Source organism: Kutzneria sp. CA-103260 (genome assembly GCF_018263855.1).
Classification (GTDB): Bacteria; Actinomycetota; Actinomycetes; order Mycobacteriales; family Pseudonocardiaceae; genus Kutzneria.
Genome location: NZ_CP073318.1, coordinates 2,977,088 through 2,999,014 on the forward strand (window position 1 = coordinate 2,977,088; position 21,927 = coordinate 2,999,014).

Sequence of the window (21,927 nt, forward strand, 5' to 3'; positions counted from 1 at the left end):
CTGATCGATCCGTCCGCCCCGGTGGCTGAACTACAAGGGGGAGAGCATGGTTGACGTCGGTGTCGTGCTGCCGACCATGACCGTCCGCGGCGAACTGCCCGGGGACGTGACCGCGGCCGCCCGGCACGCGGAGGAGCTCGGGTTCGAGTCGGTGTGGGTGGTCGACCAGCTCGTCGCCGGGACCGGCGTGCCGCTGCTGGACAGCCTGATGTCGCTGGCGGCCGTCGCCGCGGTGACCGAACGGGTCCGGCTCGGTCTTGGCGTGCTGGTGGTGCCGCTGCGGCCAGTGGTCTGGGTGGCCAAGCAGGTGGCGTCGCTCCAGCACCTGTCCGGGGACCGGGTGCTGCTCGGCGTCGGGGCCGGCGGCGACCGTCACGAGCAGTCCTGGCTGGCCACCGACGTGCCCCGGCGCGAGCGGGGCCGCCGCACCGAGGAAGCGCTGCGCCTGCTGCCCGATCTCATCGCCGGCCGGTCAACGCGCCTGCGGCAGACCGACATCCAGCTCAGCCCGGCCGCCACCGTGCCGCCGATCATCGTCGGCGGCATGTCCGACGCCGCGGTGCGCCGGGCCGCCGCCTACGGCGACGGCTGGTACCTGCTGGCCCCGCCGGAGCGGATCCCCGCGCTGGTCGACCGGGTGCGGACGTTGGCCGCGGAGCACGGCCGCCCGCAGCCGGCCATCACCACCAACGTCATGGTGGCCATCGACGGCGACCCGTCGCTGCCCGACCGCGCCACCATGCTGCGGACCCTCACCGATCCCGACGGTCTGTTCGGCATGCCGGCCGAATTCGCCGAGGACGCGGTGGTCACCGGTGCGCCGGCCGTCATCGCCGAGCACCTGTCGCGGCTGGCCGACAGCGGGGTCGAACGGGTGGTGGTCACCTTTGTCGGCGGCGACTGGAACCGGCAGGCCGAGCTGCTGGCGCATGCCTCCCGCTGAACCTCAGGCCGGGTCGTGGCGGGCCACGGCCCGCTGCATCCGGGCGATGTGGTCACGCAGATAGCCGACCATCTCGACCGGCTCCAGCACCTCGAACTCGAAGCCGTACATGCTGATGAACACGGCAATGCCGAGCAGCGAGTCGGCCCCGGCGTGCAGGATGCAGCTGCTGTCGTCGACCGGCTCCAGCCGGCCGGCGGTGGGCGTGACCTTCTCGGCGACCTGGTCGATCGGGGCGTGCATGAGGAACTTGCCCTCGAACTTGTAGGCCCGGCCGGTCACGCCCTTGGACACGAAGGTGGCCGCGTCGGCCGGCGGGGTGCGGGGCTGGAACCGAGGACCCGTCGGGGTCTTGAGCTCCAGCCGGTCCAGCCGGAAGGTGCGCCAGTCGGTCCGGTCGAGGTCCCAGCCCAGCACGTACCAGCGGCGGCCGATGTTGACCAGGCTGTGCGGCTCGACCTGGCGGCGGCTGGCCGAGCCGTTGTGGGCCCGGTAGTCGAAGCGCAGCCGCATGTGTTCCCGGCACGCGCCGGCCACCGTGGCCAGCACCTCGGCGTCCACGCTCGGCCCGTACGACGGCGTGTGCACAACCACCGCTTGCAACGCCGAGACCCGGTGCCGCAGCCGGGACGGCAGCATGTGCTCCAGCTTGGTCAGGGCCTGGATCGACGTCTCCTCGATGCCGGCGACGCTGCCCGCGGCCGCGGTCCGCAGGCTGATCGCCACCGCGACCGCCTCCTCGTCGTCCAGCAGCAGCGGCGGCAGCGAGGCCCCGACGCCGAGCCGGTAGCCGCCGGCCACACCCGGCGAGGCGTCCACCGGGTAACCGAGATTGCGCAGCCGGTCCACGTCCCGGCGGACGGTCCGGACGTCCACCTCCAGCCGGCTCGCCAGCTCGGCGCCGGACCAGTCCTGACGGGCTTGCAGCAGCGACAGCAGGCGCAGCAGCCGAGCGGAGGTCTCCAACACGGGCCCCAGTCTGCCACCCATTCAGGACAGTTCCTGTCCGCGAGTCCGCCTAGCCTGGTCGGCATGACCGTGCTGACCCGTCGAGCCCTCAACCGCGCGCTGCTGCACCGGCAACTGCTGCTGCGGCGCTGGAGCCTGACGCCCGCCAAGGCGGTCGAGCGGCTCGTCGGCCTCCAGGCACAGGCCACCAATCCGCCCTACTTCGCGCTGTGGACCCGACTCGACGGCTTTCGACGTGAGCAGCTGACCCAGTTGCTCACCAGCCGCCGTGTCGTGCGGCTGGCCGTGATGCGGTCAACCCTGCACCTCGTCACCGCGGACGACTGCCTCGCGCTGCGTCCCGTGCTGCAACCGATGCAGGAGCAGGCCTTCGCCCGCAGCGTGCACGGCCGTGCGACGCAGGGCCTCGACCTGGACGAGGTCGCCAAGGTCGCCCGGGAGCTCATCGAGGCCGAGCCGCTGACCAACGCCGACCTCGGCCGCGCCCTCGCCTCGCGCTGGCCCACCCGGGACACCACCGCCCTGCTCCAGGCCGTCCGCGCCCGGCTCGCCATCGTGCAACTGCCGCCGCGCGGCGTTTGGGGCGTCGGCGGCCAGCCCACTGGCACCACCGCCGAAGCCTGGCTCGGCCGTCCCTTCGACCCGATCAGCGTCGACGATCTCGTGCTGCGCTACCTCGCCGCCTTCGGTCCCGCTTCCGTCCAGGACGCGCAGACGTGGTCCGGTCTCACCCGCCTGCGCGAGGTCTTCGAGCGTCTTCCGCTTCGCACCTTCACCGACGAGAACGGCGTTGAACTGTTCGACCTCCCCGCCGCTCGGCGTCCCCACCCCGACACCCCAGCCCCCGTCCGCTTCCTGCCCGAGTTCGACAACTCCCTGCTGTCCCATGCCGACCGCCGCCGCATCATCGCTCCCGAGCACCGTCCCCATGTCTTCACCGTCAACGGCCTGATCCGCGGCACCGTCCTCATCGACGGCTTCGTCGCCGCCACCTGGAAGCTCGATTCGTCCGCCCTCACCGTGACGCCGCTCGTCCCCATCGCCGACCGGGACGCGGTCGAAGCCGAGGCGCACCGCCTCGCCGCCTTCGCCGACGCGTCCGTGCCGATCCGCGTCCTCCACCGACCTGTTGCCGAAGTAGCAACATAGTTTGCCGGCGAACTGAACCGTGGCCCAGGGTGTACGACAAGAGGACATCGAGGGAGGAACGCCATGGGGCAGGGACACGGTCATGGGCACAGCGACGAGGACTACGACTGGTCGGCGCTGGGGGAGCACCTGGAGCGCAATGCCGAGGTGCACCGGGACTTCCTGGACCAGGTGATGGACTGGCTGCGGGGCCAGGTCGACGAGCCGGCGCGGATCCTGGACGTGGGCAGCGGCCCGGGGGTCGCGGCGTGTGCGCTGGCCGAGACGTTCGCCGACGCCGAGGTGGTGGCGGCCGACCGGTCGCCGGAGCTGCTGGCGCTGGCCCGCAAGCGGGCGGCGCGGCTGGGCGTGCGGATCGAGACGCTGGAGGCGGATCTGCCGGAGGCGTTCGGGGAACTGGGCCCTGCCGACCTGATCTGGACCAGCGGCGTGATGCACCACATCGGCGACCAGCAGGAGGCGCTGAACCAGCTCGGCGCGCTGCTGCGGCCGGGCGGCGTGGTGGCGGTGGTGGAGGGTGGTCTGCCGTTGCGCTTCCTGCCCCGGGACATCGGCATCGGCCGGCCGGGCTTGCAGGCACGGCTGGACGTGGCCCAGGAGGACTGGTTCACGGCCATGCGCGCGGGCCTGCCGGGCTCGACCAAGACGGTGGAGGACTGGCCGGCGATGCTGGCCCGCGCCGGCCTGATGCCCAGCGCCAGCCGCACCTTCCTGGTCGACCTGCCGGCCCCGCTGGACACCGAGCCTCGGCGACTGCTGCGGGACATGTTGGTGCGGCAGCGGGAGATGCTGGGCGACCGGATAGACGCCGAGGACCACGCGGTGATCGACCGGCTGGTGCACGACGACGACCGGGCGAGCGTGTTGTGGCGACCGGACGTGTATATGCTCAACGCTCGAACCGTCCACTCGGCGCGGCGGCTGGGCGAGCGCTGACCGTTTGTGCAGAGTGCAAAATGCCGGGACTGAATCGTTCACGGTGTGCGGCGGGTCACTGTTTTCCGACTGGAAGCAATTGTTTTCTGACAGCGTTGTCAGCGCTTCCGGTCAATTCTGGCCGGAGCGGCCGGCGCAATCGGCCGCCCGCCGCGTCCACAATGGACGGCCACACCCCGTCACACCCGGACGGCCGGTCGCCGGCGACCGGGGCGATCCGCTGGTGGGACGGGTACTTCCCGGTAACTACGAGCGTCACGCCGCCATCAAACGGGTGATGTTCCACCTCACTCGGCGGCCGGGCCGGCCGACCACGCCGACCCGGCCGCCGGGGGTGAATCCCGTGGCCGGGACGACGGTTCCAGTCCGTCCACATCGGACTGAGGTGCGGGACCGCACGCCAGAGTTAAATGTTCCGTAACGTCTGGCCACTGGAATTGGTCATGAGAAGCGGCCAAGGTAGAGACATCCCCCGAGAGATCAGTCATCGGCGCCAGGAGGATGGTCATGGCGCAAGCGCACGCCGCCGCCACGCTCAACGCACCAGCAGTCGCCCCACGAACCACACGCGTCACCGCGGTCGCCGCCCCCGTGGTCACCAAACGAATAGCGGTCGGCACGGACGGGTCCTACTGGGGTGACGCCGCACTGGGCTGGGCCGCTCGGCACGCGTGCGTCGTCGGCGCGGAGCTGGACGTGCACCAGGCCGATCCGCGGTTCGGGGACATCCCCGCCGACATCCCCGCCGACGCCGGCATCGGCGCCACCCTTCGCTCAATGCCGATGCTGCCGGTGCGGATCCAGCGCAGCGGCCCCGATCCAGTCGGCACATTGGTCGCCGCCAGCAAGCGAGCCGACCTGGTGGTGCTCGGCTGCCGCGGCTACCACCACGGCTCGCTCGGCGTCGGCCGCAGTGTGGTGCCGGTGGTGGCCCGCGCCCAGTGCGACACGGTCGTCGTGCGCGGCCTGCCGTCCTCGCTACACGGCCGCACCCGCTGGATCACCGCCATGGTTCGCGGCACCCTCTCTGACGTCTCCGTGCTGGCCCGCACCGCGAAGCTGGCCACCTCGCTGCAGTCCAAGGTCCGTCTCGTGCACGTCACTCCGCCGCCAGGCCCGCGCTGGCTGCCGGAGCAGCTGAGCTCGACCACCGTGCTGGACCGGGCCGAGGCGCAGCTGTCGACACTGGCCCCGAAGCTGATCCCCGAGCTGCGCTCGTTCTCCTGCCAGCCGCTGGAGTCCGCGGTCGCCTGCCCCGACACCGACCTGTTGGTCATCGGCGACACGTCGCGCGGCGAGCGGACCCAGATCGACCCGATGACCAAAGCGGCCGTATATCATTCCCGATCGCCTGTGCTGGTGGTTCGTCACTGAACCAATCCCGCTCGGCCTCTGGCGATCAACGCGACCGGGGTGCAGAGTGTCACACGACAACCAGTCAGCGCGAGAATCCCTGTGCCGCCAGGAGGGTTCGCATGGCGAGAGTGCTGCCGAGCGCGACGTCGACTCGTCCCCATCACGTTTCCCCGGAAGGGTTCGAGCCCAGCGTCGTGGTCGGCGCCGACGGCTCGCCGTGGGGCTCGGCCGCGCTCGGCTGGGCCGCCAGGTACGCCTGGCTGCGCGGCGAGGCGCTCACCGTGTACGCCGACGCGCCCCGTCCGGGTGAACCTTCGGCGGCAGACCAATTGGCCACGATGCAGCCGCTGCCGGTGAGCATCGTGGAAAGCTCCGAAGACCCGCTGCGCACGCTGGTGCCGGCCAGCGAGCACGCCGAACTGGTGGTGCTGGGCTGCCGCGGCCGCCAGCACGTGACTATCGGGCTGGGCCGCTGGGTCCTGCCGGTGGTGGCCGCCGCGCACTGCGACACGCTCGTGGTGCGTGGCCTGGACGCCGCTGTGCACGGCATGCACTCGGTGATCACCGCGCTGGTCGGCGGCGGCCCGGGAGATCGCCCGGTGCTGCGCCGCGCCGCCGAGCTGGCCGAGACCTTCCACGCCAAGCTGCACGTCGCCCACGCGTGGCCGACCCCGTCCAGCCGCACCGCCGGCCCGTCCGGCGACGCCCACGGCCAGGTCCTCGACCACGCCAAGGACTACCTGGCCACGGTGAACCGCCAGCTGTCGGCCAACTTCGAGGCGGTGCGGGCGCAGCCGTACGAGCTGGTGGCCACCCGCACCCACACCGACCTGATCGTGGTCGGCTCCGGCGGCCCCGGCCGGCTCGGCGGTGTCACCCGGGACGCGCTCCACCACGCCCTGTGCCCGGTGCTCGTCGTCCGCTGACAATCCGATCCGCGAGGCGGCGCCGGTGCCTGGACTGTCGCCGGATTTCGGCCGCCGCCACCCGACGCGCCCCACACGCGGCGGGCGAAATCTGGCTAAGGAAGGCACCGGTCACGAGCCGCCTCGCCCCGCGCGGAACGCGCGGCAAAAGCACAGCGCGTCACATCGTGGGGGTCTCATCCGTCAGGTAGACAGTGGGCAGTTGCCCGCGCCCACCGGACCGACGGAGACACCGATGAGCAAGAAGGCGCATGCCGCCGACAGCCACGACCTGATCCAGGTGGTGGGCGCGCGGGAGAACAACCTCCGGGACATCAGCGTCGAAATTCCCAAGCGGCGGCTGACGGTGTTCACCGGGGTGTCCGGCTCGGGCAAGAGCTCGCTGGTGTTCGGCACGATCGCCGCCGAGTCGCAGCGGATGATCAACGAGACCTACAGCGCCTTCGTGCAGGGCTTCATGCCCAACCTGTCCCGGCCGGACGTGGACGTGCTGGAGGGCCTGACCACCGCGATCATCGTGGACCAGCAGCGGCTGGGCGCGGACCCGCGCTCCACCGTGGGCACGGCCACCGACGCCAACGCCATGCTGCGCATCCTGTTCAGCCGGCTGGGCAAGCCGCACATCGGCTCCCCGCAGGCCTTCTCCTTCAACGTCGCGAGCGTCAGCGGCGCCGGCGCGGTCACCCTGGAGAAGGGCGGCCGGCAGGTCAAGGAGAAGCGGGCCTTCAGCATCACCGGCGGCATGTGCCCGCGCTGCGAGGGCCGGGGCTCGGTCACCGACATCGACCTGACCCAGCTCTACGACGACACCAAGTCGCTCAACGAGGGCGCGCTCACCATTCCTGGCTACACCCCGGGCGGCTGGAACTACCGCCTGTACGCCTCCTCGGGCTTCGTCGATCCGGACAAGGCGATCCGCCGGTACACCAAGAGAGAGCTCAACGACTTCCTGCACTCCGACCCGGTGCGGATGAAGATCGAGGGCATCAACATGACCTACGAGGGATTGCTCCCTCGTATCCAGAAGTCCATGCTGTCCAAGGACAAGGAGGGCATGCAGCCGCACATCCGGGCGTTTGTGGACCGTGCTGTCACGTTCACCGTCTGTCCCGACTGCGGCGGCACCCGGCTCAACGAGGGCGCCCGCTCGTCGAAGATCAAGAAGATCAGCATCGCCGACGCCTGCGCCATGCAGATCAGCGACCTGGCCCAGTGGGTGCGCGAGCTGAAGGAGCCCTCGGTGACGCCGCTGCTGGAGAAGCTGGGCCACACTCTCGACTCGTTCGTGGAGATCGGCCTAGGCTACCTGGCGCTGGACCGGCCGGCGGCGACGCTGTCCGGCGGCGAGGCGCAGCGGGTGAAGATGATCCGCCATCTCGGCTCCTCGCTCACCGACGTCACCTACGTCTTCGACGAGCCGACGATCGGCCTGCACCCGCATGACATCCAGCGCATGAACGAGCTGCTGCTCCGCTTGCGCGACAAGGGCAACACGGTTCTTGTCGTGGAGCACAAGCCGAACACCATCGCCATCGCCGACCACGTCGTCGACCTGGGTCCCGGCGCCGGCACGGCCGGCGGCACCGTCTGTTTCGAGGGCACCGTCGCGGGGCTGCGCAAGAGCGGCACGGTCACCGGCCGGCACTTCGACGACCGAGCGTCCCTAAAGGACACGGTCCGCACGCCCAAGGGCGCGCTGGAGATCCGGGGCGCGACGACTCACAACCTGCGCAAGGTCGACGTCGACATCCCGCTGGGCGTGCTCACGGTGATCACCGGCGTGGCCGGCTCGGGCAAGAGCTCGCTGGTGCACGGCTCTATCCCGGCCGACCTGGGCGTGGTGTCGGTGGACCAGACCCCGATCCGTGGCTCGCGCCGGAGCAATCCGGCCACCTACACCGGCCTGCTGGAGCCCATCCGCAAGGCCTTCGCCAAGGCCAACAACGTGAAACCGGCGCTGTTCAGCGCCAACTCCGAGGGCGCGTGCCCGGTCTGCAACGGCGTCGGCCTGGTGTTCACCGACCTGGGCATGATGGCCACCGTTTCCACCGTGTGCGAGGAGTGCGAGGGTCGCCGGTTCCAGGCCTCGGTGCTGGAGTACAAGCTCGGCGGCAAGGACATCAGCGAGGTGCTGGCCATGTCGGTGACCGACGCCGAGGCGTTCTTCGCCGACGGCGAGGCCGCCACCCCGGCCGCGCACGCCGTCCTGGACCGGCTGGCCGACGTCGGTCTCGGCTATCTGAGCCTCGGCCAGCCGCTGACCACGCTGTCCGGCGGCGAGATGCAGCGGCTCAAGCTGGCCACCCACATGGGGGAGAAGGGCGGCGTCTACGTCCTGGACGAGCCCACCACCGGCCTGCACCTGGCCGACGTCGAGCAGCTGCTGGGACTGCTGGACCGGCTGGTCGACGCGGGCAAGTCGGTGATCGTCGTCGAGCACCACCAGGCCGTGATGGCCCACGCCGACTGGATCATCGACCTGGGCCCGGGGGCCGGCCACGACGGCGGCCAGATCGTCTTCGAGGGCACGCCGGCCGAGTTGGTCGCCGCCAGGTCGACGCTGACCGGCCAGCACCTGGCGACGTACGTGGGGGCTTAGAGGGAGAAGACACGGCGCGCGTTGCCGTGCAGGAACAGCTCGCGCGCCTCGTCGTCCAGTCCGAGGTCGTCCAGGTGCGCCAGGGCCCGGGCCGGCGTGATCATCGGGTAGTTGGAGCCGAACAGGACCTTGTGCCGGCCCCGGCCGCGCAGGTAGTCGACGAGCTCGGCCGGGTAGCGGCGGGCGGTGTAGGCGCTGGTGTCGACAAAGACATTGGGGTGCTTGTCGGCCACGGCGATCATCTCCGTGGTCCACGGGTAGCCGATGTGCCCGCAGACGATGGTCAGCTCGGGGAAGTCCAGCGCCACCTGGTCGATGTAGGGGATGGGTCGGCCGGTCTCGGACGGGCGCAGCGGTCCGGTGTGACCGACCTGCGTGCAGAACGGGACGCCCAGGTCCACACAGGCCGCGTACAGCGGGTAGTACAGCCGGTCGGTCGGCGGCAGCTGCCACAGCCACGGCACGATCCGCAGCGCCACGAAGCCGAGCTCCGTCACGGCCCGCCGCAGCTCCCGCACCGCCGCCATCGGCCGGCTCAGGTCCGCGCCGGCCACCCCGCGCAGGCGTCCATCCGACTGGGCCACGAACTCCGCCAGCTCGTCGTTGCTGACGAACGTCCCCTGTGGCCCGTACCAGGCCGACGCCAGCCCGATCTCCACGTCAGCGGCGGCCAGCGCGGCGACGGTCTCGGCCACCGGCAACGGCTCGGTGCGGATCTCCATCCCGGTCCATCGCCGCAGCGACTCGAACATCTCGTGGTTGCTGTGGCGCAGCGTCGGGTGCTGCATCCATGCGTCGATGACTGGCACGAACGGCACTCTATCGGCGGGGCCGACCGGTCGAGGCGGCGAACCTGCAACGTTGGTGGCGTCGTCCGCATAACGGTTGCGGGAAATATTTGACCGCAGGAACCAGTACTACTGCAACGACACCAGCGCCGACAACCAGCTCTGGTACCTGCACCCCACACGGGCCGTGGGCAGCACCCAGTTGTACGAGTTCGTCAACGCCAAGGGCGGCCTCTGTCTCGACCTGCCCAATTACGGTTCGGACCCGGCCGGGACCCATCTGTCCGTCTACTACTGCAATTCGTCACCGAAGGACGACAACCAGGAATGGGAGTTGGTCGACCTCACCGGCAACGGCGACTATCTCGTCGTGAACTTCCGGGACAATCTCTGCCTCGATGTTTCCGGTTGGGCCAGTGACAACAGCGATCAGGCGCTCGACGTGCCCCTGACGGTCTATCCCTGCTACAACGGCTCCTGGGCCAACGGCGGTTACGACGACCACGTCTGGAGCCTGCTGAGCTGACGCCCGGCGGCTGTGCCGGGGTGGTGGGCGTGCCGCGCCCACCACCCCGGCACACGGTCGTCTCCGGCCCGTCGTGTGGTCGACACCCCATGATCCTTCCGGTTCAGACCGTCTTGATCGTGCCGCCGTCGATGACGTAGTCGACCCCGGTGGTGCTGCCGGCCATGTCGGACAGCAGGAACGCGATCAGGGCCGCCACCTCCTCGGCCTCGGCGAGGCGCCCGGTCGTGATGCGCTGCTCCGTCGCGATCCGCTGGACGAATTCCGCGAGGCTCATGCCGGCCGCGGCCGCCCACCTGGCGACCTGGCCGTTGGGGTCCTCGTAGACGGAGGTGCGGACCGCGCCGGGGGAAATGGTGTTCACGCGCACGCCTCGGGGACCGAATTCCTCGGCCAGCGACTTGCTGAGCGCGGTGAGCGCCGCCTTGGCCGAGCCGAAGGCGACCGGGAAGCCCCCGGGCATCCGGGCGACGATGGACGAGACGTTGACGATCACTCCCCGGCGCTCGACGAGGCTGGGCAGGGCCGCGCGAGTGGCCCGGACGGTGCTCAGCACGTTGATGTCGAACATGCGGGTCCACTCCGCGTCGTCGACATCGAGGAAACCGAGGGTCGCCTCGTCACCGCCGCCCACGTTGTTCACCAGCAGGTCGATGCCGCCCAGCTCGGCCAGGGCGCTGTCGATGAGGGTGGCGACGCCGGCCACGGTGCTCAGGTCGGCCGACACCGGGTGGGCGCCGGTTTCCGCCAGCTCGGGCGTGATGGTGCGGGCGGCGCCCACGACCCGAACTCCTTCGTCGACCAGGGTCCGGACTGTGGCGAGCCCGATGCCCCTGCTGGCCCCGGTGACGATGGCCGTCTTGTTGGTGAGATTGAGGTTCACGGCACTCCAGTTCCTGCATGCAAAGGGGGATCCGGGCGAACGGGTGTGGTCTCAGGCGTCGATCGGATGCCAGGCCGGTCGGCCGTCCTCGATGCGGACACGACCGAAGGGCACGTCGGCGAAGTGGATGCCGAAACCGATCGTGTCGGGCTCGGCCAACTCGAGAACGAGGCTGTGGCGGAGGCTGGCGGCCTGTTCGCGGTCGTGGTCGGCGGGGACCTCCCACAGCGGGTGGCTGATCTGGACCGGGGAGTGGAAGGCATCGCCGAAGGCGATCACCCGCTGGCCACCCGCGCTGATCACGAAGGCGGCGTGGCCCACGCTGTGGCCGGGCGCGAACATGACGTGGACGCCGGGAAAGACTTCCTCGCCCTCGACCACGGTGCGCACCCGCGGCCGCATGGCTTCGAGCATGTCGCCCAGGCCCTGCGCTTCGGCGAAGTGCCGCTGGGTCCACTCGGGTTCGGCGATCAGGTAGTCGGCCGCGGTGAACGCGGGCCGGTCGCTGCCGGGGGCGGGGTGCCAGGCCCAGCCCACGTGGTCGTGGTGCAGGTGGGTGATGGCGACCGCCTCGATGTCCGCGGGGCTGTGGCCGAGAGCGGCGAGGCTGTCCAGCAGCTTGCCGCCGCTCAGGGTGCCGAACGGGTTCTCCGGTGGGCCCACCGTCAGCGGACCGACCCCGGCGTCGATGAGCAGGGCGCGGCCGTCGCGTTCCACGAGCAGGCCGCCGTTGCCGGTGACCAGGTGCCCGCCCTCGTCGAGGTATTCCGCGTGGGCCGCCCAGAACTCGTCGGTGGGCTCCGGCAGCCAGAGCCGGGCCTTGAGCGTGCCCACGCCGTCCGGCACGTAGCTCAGCTTCGTGTCGCCGAGCGTCAGGGACCGGATGCCCGAGGGGCGCCGGAGACGCTCGTCCAGCTGCGATGTCATGTTCCAACCTCCACATGCTTATGACTTGAAAGGTTCAGGTCATAACTATCATGACTTGAAGCAGCTTTGCTAGCCTGGAGCCATGTCGATGTCGGACTCACAGGCGGCCGCGCAGTGGGAGCTGGGCAAGCTGGTGCACGAGCTGGACATGCAGAACAGCGCGCGGATGCGGGAGCGTGTGGCCAAGCTCGGTCTCACCACCGCGCAAGCCTCGGCCCTGCGCGAGCTGACGGGTCCGATGACCATGAGCGAGTTGGCCGGCCGGATGGCCTGCGAACCGTCGAACGCCACCGTGGTGATCGACAAGCTGGAAAGCCAGCGGCTGATCGAACGGCGGGCGCACCCCTCTGATCGCCGCGCCAAGCAGCTGACCCTCACCCCTGAAGGCGCCGAGCAGCGGGAACAGCTGCTGGCCGTGCTGAGCGAGGAACCTCTGGTGACCGGCCTGGCCCAGCGGGAACTGGACGCGCTTCGCGACCTGCTGGAGCGAGCCATCTCCCGCGACTGACCCGCCTCACCCCGATATCCACACGCGCGGCCGGCCCGTCGTGTTGTCGACATACCGACTGGTCGGTACTATCGCCGGCGTGCCGCAAACCCGTGCCGTGGACGCCGTCGTGTTCGACTACGGCGGCGTGCTGACCACGCCCCTGAGCTCCGCCACCGGCAGCTGGCTGCGCGCCGACGGCATCGACCCGGACGGCTTCTCGGCCCTGATGCAGAGCTGGCTGGGCCGCGACGCCGAGCCCGGCAACCCGATCCACCTGCTGGAGACCGGCGAGCTGGACGTGCCGGAGTTCGAGCGGCGGTTCGCGGCCCGGCTGGTCGCGACCAACGGCGAGCCGGTCAGGGCCGAAGGCGTGCTGGGCCGGCTGTTCGCCGGGATGAAGCCCAGCGACGAGATGACCCGCCTGCTCCGCGACCTACGGCAGGTAGGTGTGCGCACCGGGCTGCTGTCCAACAGTTGGGGCAACGACTACCCGCACGACCTGCTGGCCGAGCTGTGCGAGGTGGTCGTGATCAGCGGCGACGTCGGCCTGCGCAAGCCGGACGAGCCGATCTACCGGCTGTTGCTGGAACGGCTGGCGCTGCCGGCCGAGCGCGTCGTCTTCGTCGACGACTTCACCGCCAATGTGCGGACCGCGCAGCGGCTTGGCATGCACGGCATCAAACACGTCGATCCCGCCAGCACCCGCGCGGCGCTGGCCGACCTGCTGGGGGTGGCCCTGTGACCGCAGGTAGCTCAGCGAACCGAGCGCTGCCGGGCCTGGACGTCGAGGCCCTGGCCAAGCACCTGGACGCGGCCGGTGTGCTGGCCGGTCCGCTGACCGCCGAGCTGATCACCGGCGGCCGGTCCAACCTGACCTACCGGGTCTCGGACGGCGCCCACGACTGGGTGCTGCGCCGGCCGCCGCTGGGTCACGTGCTGGCCACCGCGCACGACATGGGCCGCGAGTTCCGGGTGATCTCGGCGCTGGCCCCGACCAAGGTGCCGGTGCCCAGAACCGAGCTGTACTGCGAGGACACCGCGGTCATCGGCGCGCCGTTCTATTTGATGGAACGGGTCGAGGGCACGCCGATGCGGTCCCGCGCCGACACCGCCGGGCTGTCCCCGCAGCAGGCCGCGAAGGTCGCGGACGAGCTGATCGACGTGCTGGCTGAGCTGCACGAGGTGGACCCGCAGGCGGTCGGGCTGGGCGACTTTGGCCGCCCCGACGGCTTCATGACCCGTCAGGTCGCCCGTTGGCGCAAGCAGTTGGACGCCTCCCGCAGCCGGGACCTGCCCGGCATCGAGGAACTGCACGCCAAGCTGGCCGCCAGTGTGCCGGCCGCGCAGCGGGCCACGATCGTGCACGGCGACTACCGGCTGGACAACGCGCTCGTGACGACCGAGCCGCTGGCCGTCAGCGCGGTGCTGGACTGGGAGATGTCCACCCTCGGCGACCCGCTGTCCGACCTGGGCCTGTTCGTCGTGTACTGGCAGGGCGTGGGCCAGGAGGACGACCCGATCACCAACGGGGTCAACGAGACTCCCGGCTTCCCCGCCGTCGACGCGCTGGTCGAGCGCTACGCGCGGCGCACCGGCATGGACGTGTCCGGCCTCGGCTGGTACGTCGCCTTCGCCTACTTCAAGCTCGCGGTGATCTTGGAGGGCATTCACTACCGGTTCGTGCAGGGCGGCACGGTCGGCGCCGGATTCGAGCGGATCGGCGCCCTGGTCGGACCGCTCGTCGAGTACGGCGCCGCCGCGGCCGCCGCAGTCAAGGAGGACTGATGGAGTTCGAGTACGACCAGCGCACCCAGGAGCTGATCGGTCAGCTGACCGAGTTCATGGCGTCGCACGTGTACCCGGCCGAGGCCGCGCACAAGGACTGGGTGCTCGACAACCCCACCTCGTGGGACGCGCCGCCGGTGATCGAGGAGCTCAAGGCCGAGGCCCGCAGGCGCGGGCTGTGGAACCTGTTCCTGCCGGACAAGGAGCACGGCGCCGGCCTGACCAACCTCCAGTACGCGCCGCTGGCCGAGATAACCGGCCGCAGCCCGGCGCTGGCCCCGGAGGCCACCAACTGCGCCGCGCCGGACACCGGCAACATGGAGGTGCTGGCCGGCTTCGGCACGGCCGAGCAGCAGGAGCGGTGGCTCAAGCCGCTGCTGGCCGGCGAGATCCGCTCGGCGTTCTGCATGACCGAGCCGGACGTGGCCTCCTCGGACGCCACCAACATCGCCACCCGGATCGAGCGGGACGGCGACGAGTACGTGATCAACGGGCGGAAGTGGTTCGCCTCCGGCGCGATGAGCCCCCGGGCCAAGATCTTCATCGTGATGGGGCAGACCGCCCCGGACAACCCGGACCGGCACCGCCGGCAGAGCCAGGTGCTGGTGCCCCGGGACACGCCCGGCGTGAACGTCAAGCGCGGCATGCACGTCTTCGGCTTCACCGACGGCGCCCACGGCGGGCACGCCGAGATCGAGTTCAAGGACGTGCGGGTCCCGGTCGCCAACGTCATCGCCGGCGAGGGCGAGGGCTTCGCCATCGCGCAGGCCCGGCTGGGCCCCGGCCGCATCCACCACTGCATGCGGCTGATCGGCATGGCCGAGCGGGCCGTCGAGGCCATGTGCCAGCGGACCGTGAGCCGGGTGGCGTTCGGCAAGCCGATCGCCGACCAGGGCGTCGTGCAGGAGTGGATCGCCGAGGCGCGGGTGGCCATCGAGCAGGCCCGGCTGCTGGTGCTCAAGACCGCGTGGCTGATGGACACCGTCGGCAACAAGGGCGCGCACACCGAGATCCAGTCCATCAAGATCGCCACCCCGGCCGCGGTCGAGAAGATCATCGACCGGGCCATCCAGTCGCACGGCGGCGGCGGCGTGAGCCAGGACTTCATCCTGACCACGCTGTGGGCCTCGGCCCGCATGCTGCGCCTGGCCGACGGCCCCGACGAGGTGCACAAGATGTCCCTGGCCCGGCGGGAACTGCGGCCCTACCGGCCGGCCCGCTGAGTTCGCGCGTCTCCAAGACCCACAAACCCCCGTCAGGGCGGTCTGCAACGACTACAAACCCCGAAGCTCCGCTTCGGGGTTTGTAGTCGTTAGAGGTGTTTTCCGGTGGGGTTTGTGGGTCTTGGAGACACCACTACAGCTTGCTCAACAGCGCGTCGCTGAGTCGGTAGGCCTTGGCCTTGCCGTTGCTCGCGGTCGCGCAGCCCGTGGGGCTGACCGTCACGTACTCCGGGTCGCCCTTGGCGTACGCGAAGATCACGACGTCGGTCGTGCCGTTGTTCATCGGGCACATCGTGCCGCGCGGCGGCGGCGTCGTGTCAGCCGCGTTCAACGCCGCGACGAGTCCCTTCACGTCGGTCACCTGCACCGACTTGGCCAGCGCCGCCGGCCCGCCCGGGTTCGGCGCCGGGTAGTGGCACACCACCGCGGCCCCCGGCTCGCCCGGCACCATCGGCTTCGCCGGGCCTGTCGCCGGATGCGGCGAGAGCGTCTCCGGACACGCCGGCGTGCTCACCGGCTGCGCGGCCACATCCGTGGTGACCGTCGGTGCGGCGCAGGCAGCGGCCGACAGCAGCACACCCGCGATGACCATCGAACGCCTGATAGCGACCATGCCCGGAAGACGGAGCCCAGCGCCGTTCGGGTTGCACGAGGTCACGGCACGCCCAGGCGTAGCAGTGTCCGCGCTCGCCGAAAGACCTTGGACCGGACAGCGGTCACGGCGGCAGAGTGGTCCCCACACCGAACAGGGGAGATGACGATGGACAGGGTTTGGTTGGTCACCGGCGCGAACAGCGGCTTCGGCCGGGCCATCACGACCGCGGCGGTGGCGGCCGGGGACGTCGTGGTCGCGGCTGCCCGCCGGGCCGGGACGTTGGACGACCTGGTGGCGGCCCACCCGGACCAGGTGGAGGCGATCCAGCTGGACGTCACCGACATCGCCGCCGCCGAGGCGGCCGTGGCCGGGGTGGTGGCCCGGCACGGCCGGCTCGACGTGCTGGTCAACAACGCCGGCCGCACCCACGTCGGCGCGGCCGAGGAAACCACCGACGCCGAGCTGCGGGCGCTGTTCGACGTGCACTTCTTCGGCCCGGCGGCGCTGGTCCGGGCCGCCCTGCCGCACATGCGGTCCCGCCGTAGCGGGGCGATCGTGCAGCTGAGCAGCATGGGCGGCCAGATGTCGTTCGCCGGCTTCGGGGCCTACAGCGCCACCAAGTTCGCCCTGGAAGGCCTGTCCGAGGCACTGGCCGACGAGGTCAACCGGCTCGGGATCAAGGTGCTGATCGTGGAGCCGGGCGCGTTCCGGACCGGGCTGATGGACAACAAGCAGTTCAGCGAGGCCATTCCGGACTACGAGGAGTCGGTCGGCGCCACCCGCCGGATGACCGCGGACGTCAACGGCTCGCAGCCCGGCGACCCGGCCAAGGCGGCCGCCGCCATCCTGGCCGCGCTGGACGCTTCGGTGACGCCGCTACGCCTGGTGCTCGGCGGTGACGCGGTGGACGCGGTCGCCGGCCACCTCGAGAGCGTACGAGCGGACATCGAGGCGTGGGAGAAGGTCTCCCGAGCCACCGCCTTCGACGAGGCGTAGCCAGTTCTCGACGTCGCCGACGGCCCCGATGTGGCCGTCGGGGCGGACCAGCACCCTGGTGCCGGCGGCCAGGTCGTAGCCCTCGATCGGGCCGCCGAAGGTCAACACGGTCGCGTGCGTGCCCCGGAACAGGTCGAACAGCCGGGTGCCATCCGGCAGCAGGCCATCCGGGGCACGGTCGCCGGCCTGGAGCTGTCCCTTGGCGGCACGGTCGTCCAGCGCGAGCGGGCCGCCGCGGTAGGTGATGTCGAGCTGGTGGATCGCCGGGGCCGGGCCGGTCGTCGGGCGGAAGTTCCGGCGGTGCATCTCGGTCGACAGGCCGAGCAGGTGCGCGGCGACCGGCATCCGCTCGGCCTCGTAGCTGTCCAGGAGCGCGTCCGGAGCCCCGCCCAAAACCGCGGCCAGCTTCCAGCCGAGGTTGTAGGCGTCCTGCACGCTGGTGTTCAGGCCCTGGCCGCTGGCCGACGAGTGCACGTGGGCGGCGTCGCCAGCCAGCAGCACCCGGTCGACCCGGAACCGGTCCACCATGCGCACGTTGATCCGGTACACCGAGATCCACCGCAGGTCGCGCAGCTCGATGTCGGTGCGGCCGGTGCGCTCGACCATGGTGCGCCGCAAGGTGTCCAGCGTCGGCTCCGCCGCGTCCTGCGGCGTCACGGCCGCGACGAACTGGTAGTAGTCGGTGTTGGGCAGGTTCCACAGCGAGAACCGCTTCGTGACGTCGCCGGCGTGCGTGATCATGTGGCAGGCCACGCCGTCGAGGCCCTTGGCCCGCACGTCGCCGACCAGGGACCGCTCCGTCTCGTAGGTCTCGCCGGCGAAGCCGACCCCGAGCAGCTTGCGCACCGTGCTGCGGCCGCCGTCCGTGCCGACCAGGTAGTCGGCCTCGATCCGTTCCGGAATCCCGTTGCGCAGCACGGAAACCGTGACGCCGTTGGGCCGCTGCTCGAAGCCGGTGACCTCGGTGTCGAACTCCACCTTGCCGCCCAGCCGCACGAACCGGTCGTGCAGGATCCGGTCGGTCCGCCACTGCGGAATCAGCCACGCCTTCGGGTACGGGACGCCGGGGGAGACCCGCGGCTCCTCGACGCCCAGCATCTCGTGCAGCGGGCGTTCCCAGACGATCTCCGTGCCCGAGTAGAGGCGGAAGTTCGGGAAGGGCATGCCCTCGGCGCGGACGTCGTCGAGCACGCCCAGGTCGTCGAACACCTCCAGGGTGCGGGGCTGCAGTCCCTTGCCGCGGGAGCCGGGGAACAGCCCCGACTCCCGGTCCAGCAGCCGGCAAGGGATGCCGCGCCGGGCCAGTTCGATGCCGAGCGTCAGGCCGGTCGGGCCGGCGCCCGCGATCACCACGGTCACTTCTGTTCCCCGTTCCTCAACAGCACCAGCAGGACGTCGTCCACGACGCGGCTGATGAAGGCTTCGTCGAATTCGCCGGCGGTGACCTGGCGCATGATCATCGCCTCGGCCACGTCGTGCACCAGCTCGCTGTCCGCGTCCGCCGGCAGTTCGCCCCGGTCCACCGCCCGCTGCAGGCTGACCAGGAAGGGCGACAGCTCCTCGTTCGCCACGTGCTCCTTGAGCGCCGCGTCCAGCTCTTCGTCGTGCCGCGCCGCCGCGATCAGGCCGTTGATCAACGCCAGGTGCCGCTCATTGGCCCGTTCCTTCAGCGCCCGCATCACCGCGTACAGGTCCGAGCGCAGCTCACCGGTGTCCGGGATCGCCTCGTTCTGCTCCGCGTCGTAGGCGTCCAGCGCCGCCTTCACCAGCTGGGCCTTGTTCCGCCACCGCCGGTAGATCGTCGCCTTGCTGGCCTGCGCCCGCGCCGCCACCCCGTCCATCGTCAGGTTGGCGTATCCCCCCTCCACCACCAGCTCGATCACCGCCGCCAGGATGGCGTCCTCACGTTCCTTGCCGCGAACCATGAGAGAAGTGTACGAAACGGTTTCGTACACTTCAAGCTCCGACGTTGTCGAGCCCGCCCAGCGCTGAATACGGGTGGCCCGGCGGTTCCGCCCACGAGACGGCGGCAGCAAGCTGCTGATCTACTCCGGCGCGGTGAACGCCGCCCTGGCCTGTCGTACGGTGACAGCATGATCCGCACCGTCCTGGGGGATGTCGACCGGCTCGGCGTCACCAACTCGCACGACCACCTGTTCCTGGCCAGCCGGGTGCTGCCGGGCCAGGAGCTCGATGACGTCGAGGCGGCTCTTGTTGAGCTGCAACGGTTTCACGACGCCGGCGGGCAGGCCGTGGTGCAGTGGACACCGCACGGCATGAACCAGCGTCTGGACGACCTGCCGGAGCTGTCCCGGCGGTCCGGTGTCGCCGTCGTCGCGGCGACGGGGCTGCACCAGGCCCAGCACTACGACCCGGAGTTCCTTGAGAAGTCGTTGCCACGGCTGGAAGAGCTGTTCGTCGCCGACGTCACCGAGCGCCGTTGCGGGCTGATCAAGGTGGCCGGCGGCTTCCACGGCCTGGACCCGCACGCGGTGCACACCATGACCGCCGCCGCCCGCGCCCACCACGCCACCGGCGTGCCGGTGAGTGTCCACTTGGAACTCGGCACGGCCGCCCTGGACGTGCTGGACCTGTTGTGCGGCCAGCTCGAAGTCCCGCCGCGCCGGGTGATCCTCGGCCATCTCAACCGGTTCCCCGACCGCTGGGTGCACCGCCGTGCGGCCGAGGCCGGCGCCTTCCTGGCGTTCGACGGCCCGTCCCGCGCCCACCACGCCACCGACTGGATGATGCCCGCCCAGTTGGCCGAACTCGCGGACGCCGGCTTCGCCTCGCGGCTGCTGTTGGGCGGCGACACCACGACTGCGGCGGCAAGGGGTGTGCCCGGCATGTCGTACCTATTGACGCACCTGCGCCCGCGACTGGAACCGACCCTGGCCGAGCGGATCTTCGTCACCAATCCCGCGAAGGCTTTCGGCTGATGGTCTGGGATCCCTTCGGCACCATCGGCCACGCGCGGTGGATGGGCGGCGGGCAGTGGGCCGGCAAGAGCACCGTCGCCCGGCTGCTCGCGTTCCGGCACGGGCTCACCGCGTACCACTACGACTACCACGACGCCCGTGGCCACAACGACCGACGCATGGCGTTGCGTCTGAGCCGTGAGGAACCGCCAGAAGGCCCGTCGGCCGAGGACATCTGGGTGCACCACACCCCGGCCGAGATGGCCGCCCGGACCCTCGCCGGCTTCGCCGACCGGTTCGAGTGGGTCTTGGACGACCTGCGGGCGCTCGTGTCGCCCCACCCCGTCCTCGCCGAGGGCTGGGGCCTGCGGCCGGAACTCGTCGCCCCGCTGCTGGACAACCTCCGGCGCATGGTCGTCCTCGTCCCCACCGAGGAGTTCCGGCTTCTCCAACTGTCGCGCATGCCCCGCGCCTCGACGTTCACCCACCAGGTCAGCGATCCTGAGCTGGCCCAACGCAACCGCCTCGAACGCGACCGTCTGATCGCCGCCGACGCCGTGGACTCCGCCCACCGGCTGGGCATCCGCGTCATCGAGGTCGACGGCTCCCTCGACGCCGAGGCCGTCGCCGACGAGGTCGGCCGGCACTTCGAGCTCTGAGCGCTCAGGCGGCGGCCAGGGCGGTGGTGTCGGCGGCGGAGCGGGTGATCACCTGGGCGCTGTGCCAGCCGGCCGGAACCTGGTCGGCCAGCAGCGCCTCCCGCATCCGGGCCGCCCGGCGCACGTGCCGCTGGAACGTCCTCGGGTGCAGCACCCGGCCACGGCTGCGCTGGCCCCGGATCGCCTGCTCGGCGGTGACGTCCAGCCACAGCATGCGGACCGGCCGGCGGGTGGCCAGCCCCAGCGACACGAGCCAGGCCCGGGTGGTGGCCCTCGTCGACGGCTCGTGCACCACGACCGGGCCCCGCGACAACGCCGCCCGGATCACCCGAATCCGTTGCCACACATGGACAACCGGCCGATAGTACCGGTACGGCAGGGCGGCCGGCAGCAGCGCCGACAGCCGCGCCCGCACCTGGTCGGAGTCCAGCACGGTCAACCCGTCCGCCGCGTGGGCGAGCATCGTGCTCTTGCCCGCCCCGGGCAGTCCGGCCACGACCAGGAGATCGCGCCGGCCCAGTTCGATGGTGATGCGCTCCCTCATGCCCGGACAACGCCCCAGCGAGAGTAATGGTTCCTTTACCGACCGAATGGCGGCTGGAGGAAGTCGCGCCAGAACGGGACGGTGGCGACCGGGTTCCAGGCGGGGTCGGAGCGGTCCAGGCCGGGTCCGCCGAACTCCTGGTGGATGTAGTCGGACAGGTCGACGCCGTAGTAGATGATGTCGGTCTGGTACACCGACAACACGGGGTGACCGGAGGCGCCGCGGCCGGCGGGTAAGTAGCGGTGGGCGTAGACGGGCACGAGCTGGGGCACGTCGGAGAGGTGCTTGGCGGCGACGGCGAGGCGCTCATGGACGGTGTGGGGGCGAGGACCCCAGGCGGGATCCCACATGACGTTGTGCTCGACGTCGAACAGGACCCCTTCCACCGGCCAGTCGAGCATGCGCCGCAGCTCGGCGGGATCACCGTCCCGCCAGTCGGGCCAGCCGTGCCCGCGGTCGTCGTCGAGCGGCAGGGCGGCGGCCAGGAAGGCGCGGTGGTCGTCGGCGAAGGTGAAGCCGTAGGCGGCCTCGACCTGGGCGAACTCGGCGTCGGTGAGGCCGGGGGCCAGGCGGCAGCAGCCGAGCGCGGCGAGGCGGGCCGCGGCGTCCATCACGTGGGGCATCGCACCCTCCGCCATCTTTATCGATACGTGACCGCTGTGTCCGACACCTTATGCCACCGTATGAAAGCGCTCCCAGCCGCCACTGTGCGCTT

23 protein-coding genes are annotated in these 21,927 nt (G+C 70.8%); 14 read left to right on the forward strand and 9 right to left on the reverse strand.

Going from position 1 to position 21,927, the window contains the following annotated elements:
* Positions 1–46 precede the first annotated feature (46 nt).
* Positions 47–943 (forward strand): LLM class flavin-dependent oxidoreductase, encoded by an 897-nt coding sequence (locus tag JJ691_RS12800; RefSeq protein WP_249227873.1) that lies wholly within the window; start codon positions 47–49, stop codon positions 941–943.
* A 3-nt stretch (positions 944–946) separates the two neighbouring features.
* Here the strand turns inward: JJ691_RS12800 and JJ691_RS12805 are convergent, their stop codons facing one another.
* Positions 947–1,912 (reverse strand): helix-turn-helix transcriptional regulator, encoded by a 966-nt coding sequence (locus tag JJ691_RS12805; protein WP_211768990.1) that lies wholly within the window; start codon positions 1,910–1,912, stop codon positions 947–949.
* A 63-nt stretch (positions 1,913–1,975) separates the two neighbouring features.
* Between JJ691_RS12805 and JJ691_RS12810 the strand changes: the two genes are divergently transcribed.
* From JJ691_RS12810 to JJ691_RS12830, 5 genes are all read left to right on the forward strand, one after another.
* Complete coding sequence (locus JJ691_RS12810; protein ID WP_211768991.1) at positions 1,976–3,061, forward strand: winged helix DNA-binding domain-containing protein; 1,086 nt, start codon at positions 1,976–1,978, stop codon at positions 3,059–3,061.
* 63 nt (positions 3,062–3,124) lie between these two features.
* Complete coding sequence (locus JJ691_RS12815; RefSeq protein ID WP_211768992.1) at positions 3,125–3,997, forward strand: class I SAM-dependent methyltransferase; 873 nt, start codon at positions 3,125–3,127, stop codon at positions 3,995–3,997.
* A gap of 507 nt (positions 3,998–4,504) precedes the next feature.
* Positions 4,505–5,371 (forward strand): universal stress protein, encoded by an 867-nt coding sequence (locus JJ691_RS12820; RefSeq protein WP_211768993.1) that lies wholly within the window; start codon positions 4,505–4,507, stop codon positions 5,369–5,371.
* 101 nt (positions 5,372–5,472) lie between these two features.
* Entirely contained in the window at positions 5,473–6,279 is an 807-nt protein-coding gene (locus JJ691_RS12825) for a universal stress protein (RefSeq protein ID WP_211768994.1), read from the forward strand.
* A 235-nt stretch (positions 6,280–6,514) separates the two neighbouring features.
* Positions 6,515–8,878: an ATP-binding cassette domain-containing protein gene (locus JJ691_RS12830; protein ID WP_211768995.1), complete on the forward strand. Its 2,364-nt coding sequence runs from the start codon at positions 6,515–6,517 to the stop codon at positions 8,876–8,878.
* Here JJ691_RS12830 and JJ691_RS12835 read toward each other — a convergent pair.
* Entirely contained in the window at positions 8,875–9,687 is an 813-nt protein-coding gene (locus JJ691_RS12835) for an amidohydrolase family protein (RefSeq protein WP_249227874.1), read from the reverse strand. The two genes, JJ691_RS12830 and JJ691_RS12835, sit on opposite strands and share 4 nt — an antisense overlap.
* A 76-nt stretch (positions 9,688–9,763) precedes the next feature.
* Between JJ691_RS12835 and JJ691_RS12840 the strand changes: the two genes are divergently transcribed.
* The gene (locus tag JJ691_RS12840; RefSeq protein WP_211768996.1) at positions 9,764–10,192 is read left to right on the forward strand and encodes an RICIN domain-containing protein; all 429 of its coding nucleotides are present in this window, start codon (positions 9,764–9,766) and stop codon (positions 10,190–10,192) included.
* Between the two features lie 103 nt (positions 10,193–10,295).
* Here JJ691_RS12840 and JJ691_RS12845 read toward each other — a convergent pair whose 3' ends face one another.
* Positions 10,296–11,075: an oxidoreductase gene (locus tag JJ691_RS12845; protein ID WP_211768997.1), complete on the reverse strand. Its 780-nt coding sequence runs from the start codon at positions 11,073–11,075 to the stop codon at positions 10,296–10,298.
* Between the two features lie 51 nt (positions 11,076–11,126).
* The gene (locus tag JJ691_RS12850) at positions 11,127–12,002 is read right to left on the reverse strand and encodes an MBL fold metallo-hydrolase (protein ID WP_211768998.1); all 876 of its coding nucleotides are present in this window, start codon (positions 12,000–12,002) and stop codon (positions 11,127–11,129) included.
* Between the two features lie 82 nt (positions 12,003–12,084).
* On the opposite strand from JJ691_RS12850, the gene JJ691_RS12855 reads away from it, so the two are divergent.
* The 4 genes from JJ691_RS12855 to JJ691_RS12870 all read left to right on the forward strand — a co-directional run bounded on the left by JJ691_RS12855 (position 12,085) and on the right by JJ691_RS12870 (position 15,500).
* Positions 12,085–12,510, forward strand: coding sequence for a MarR family winged helix-turn-helix transcriptional regulator (locus tag JJ691_RS12855; protein WP_249227875.1), 426 nt, complete (start codon positions 12,085–12,087; stop codon positions 12,508–12,510).
* Positions 12,511–12,589: 79 nt separating this feature from the next.
* Complete coding sequence (locus JJ691_RS12860) at positions 12,590–13,234, forward strand: HAD family hydrolase (protein WP_211768999.1); 645 nt, start codon at positions 12,590–12,592, stop codon at positions 13,232–13,234.
* Positions 13,231–14,277, forward strand: a complete 1,047-nt coding sequence (locus JJ691_RS12865; RefSeq protein WP_211769000.1) for a phosphotransferase family protein — start codon at positions 13,231–13,233, stop codon at positions 14,275–14,277. The genes JJ691_RS12860 and JJ691_RS12865 overlap by 4 nt, the downstream gene beginning before the upstream one ends.
* Positions 14,277–15,500 (forward strand): acyl-CoA dehydrogenase family protein, encoded by a 1,224-nt coding sequence (locus JJ691_RS12870; RefSeq protein ID WP_211769001.1) that lies wholly within the window; start codon positions 14,277–14,279, stop codon positions 15,498–15,500. Before JJ691_RS12865 ends, JJ691_RS12870 begins: the two co-directional genes overlap by 1 nt.
* Before the next feature lie 133 nt (positions 15,501–15,633).
* Here JJ691_RS12870 and JJ691_RS12875 read toward each other — a convergent pair whose 3' ends face one another.
* Positions 15,634–16,092 carry a hypothetical protein gene (locus JJ691_RS12875; RefSeq protein ID WP_211769002.1) on the reverse strand — a complete coding sequence of 153 codons (459 nt, stop codon included), beginning with the start codon at positions 16,090–16,092 and terminating at the stop codon, positions 15,634–15,636.
* A 168-nt stretch (positions 16,093–16,260) separates the two neighbouring features.
* Between JJ691_RS12875 and JJ691_RS12880 the strand changes: the two genes are divergently transcribed.
* Complete coding sequence (locus JJ691_RS12880; RefSeq protein ID WP_306291368.1) at positions 16,261–17,091, forward strand: oxidoreductase; 831 nt, start codon at positions 16,261–16,263, stop codon at positions 17,089–17,091.
* Here the strand turns inward: JJ691_RS12880 and JJ691_RS12885 are convergent.
* Positions 16,972–18,450, reverse strand: coding sequence for an FAD-dependent monooxygenase (locus JJ691_RS12885; RefSeq protein WP_211769004.1), 1,479 nt, complete (start codon positions 18,448–18,450; stop codon positions 16,972–16,974). The two genes, JJ691_RS12880 and JJ691_RS12885, sit on opposite strands and share 120 nt — an antisense overlap.
* Positions 18,447–19,016: a TetR/AcrR family transcriptional regulator gene (locus tag JJ691_RS12890; RefSeq protein WP_211769005.1), complete on the reverse strand. Its 570-nt coding sequence runs from the start codon at positions 19,014–19,016 to the stop codon at positions 18,447–18,449. Before JJ691_RS12890 ends, JJ691_RS12885 begins: the two co-directional genes overlap by 4 nt.
* A 168-nt stretch (positions 19,017–19,184) precedes the next feature.
* Between JJ691_RS12890 and JJ691_RS12895 the strand changes: the two genes are divergently transcribed.
* Together JJ691_RS12895 and JJ691_RS12900 are read left to right on the forward strand one after the other, a co-directional pair.
* Complete coding sequence (locus JJ691_RS12895) at positions 19,185–20,030, forward strand: phosphotriesterase (protein WP_211769006.1); 846 nt, start codon at positions 19,185–19,187, stop codon at positions 20,028–20,030.
* A complete protein-coding gene (locus tag JJ691_RS12900; RefSeq protein WP_211769007.1) occupies positions 20,030–20,668 on the forward strand; it encodes a hypothetical protein in 639 nt (212 codons plus the stop codon). The genes JJ691_RS12895 and JJ691_RS12900 overlap by 1 nt, the downstream gene beginning before the upstream one ends.
* 4 nt (positions 20,669–20,672) lie before the next feature.
* Here the strand turns inward: JJ691_RS12900 and JJ691_RS12905 are convergent, their stop codons facing one another.
* Complete coding sequence (locus JJ691_RS12905) at positions 20,673–21,212, reverse strand: AAA family ATPase (protein ID WP_211769008.1); 540 nt, start codon at positions 21,210–21,212, stop codon at positions 20,673–20,675.
* Positions 21,213–21,247: 35 nt separating this feature from the next.
* A complete protein-coding gene (locus JJ691_RS12910) occupies positions 21,248–21,835 on the reverse strand; it encodes a hypothetical protein (RefSeq protein ID WP_249227876.1) in 588 nt (195 codons plus the stop codon).
* Positions 21,836–21,927: the final 92 nt, after the last annotated feature.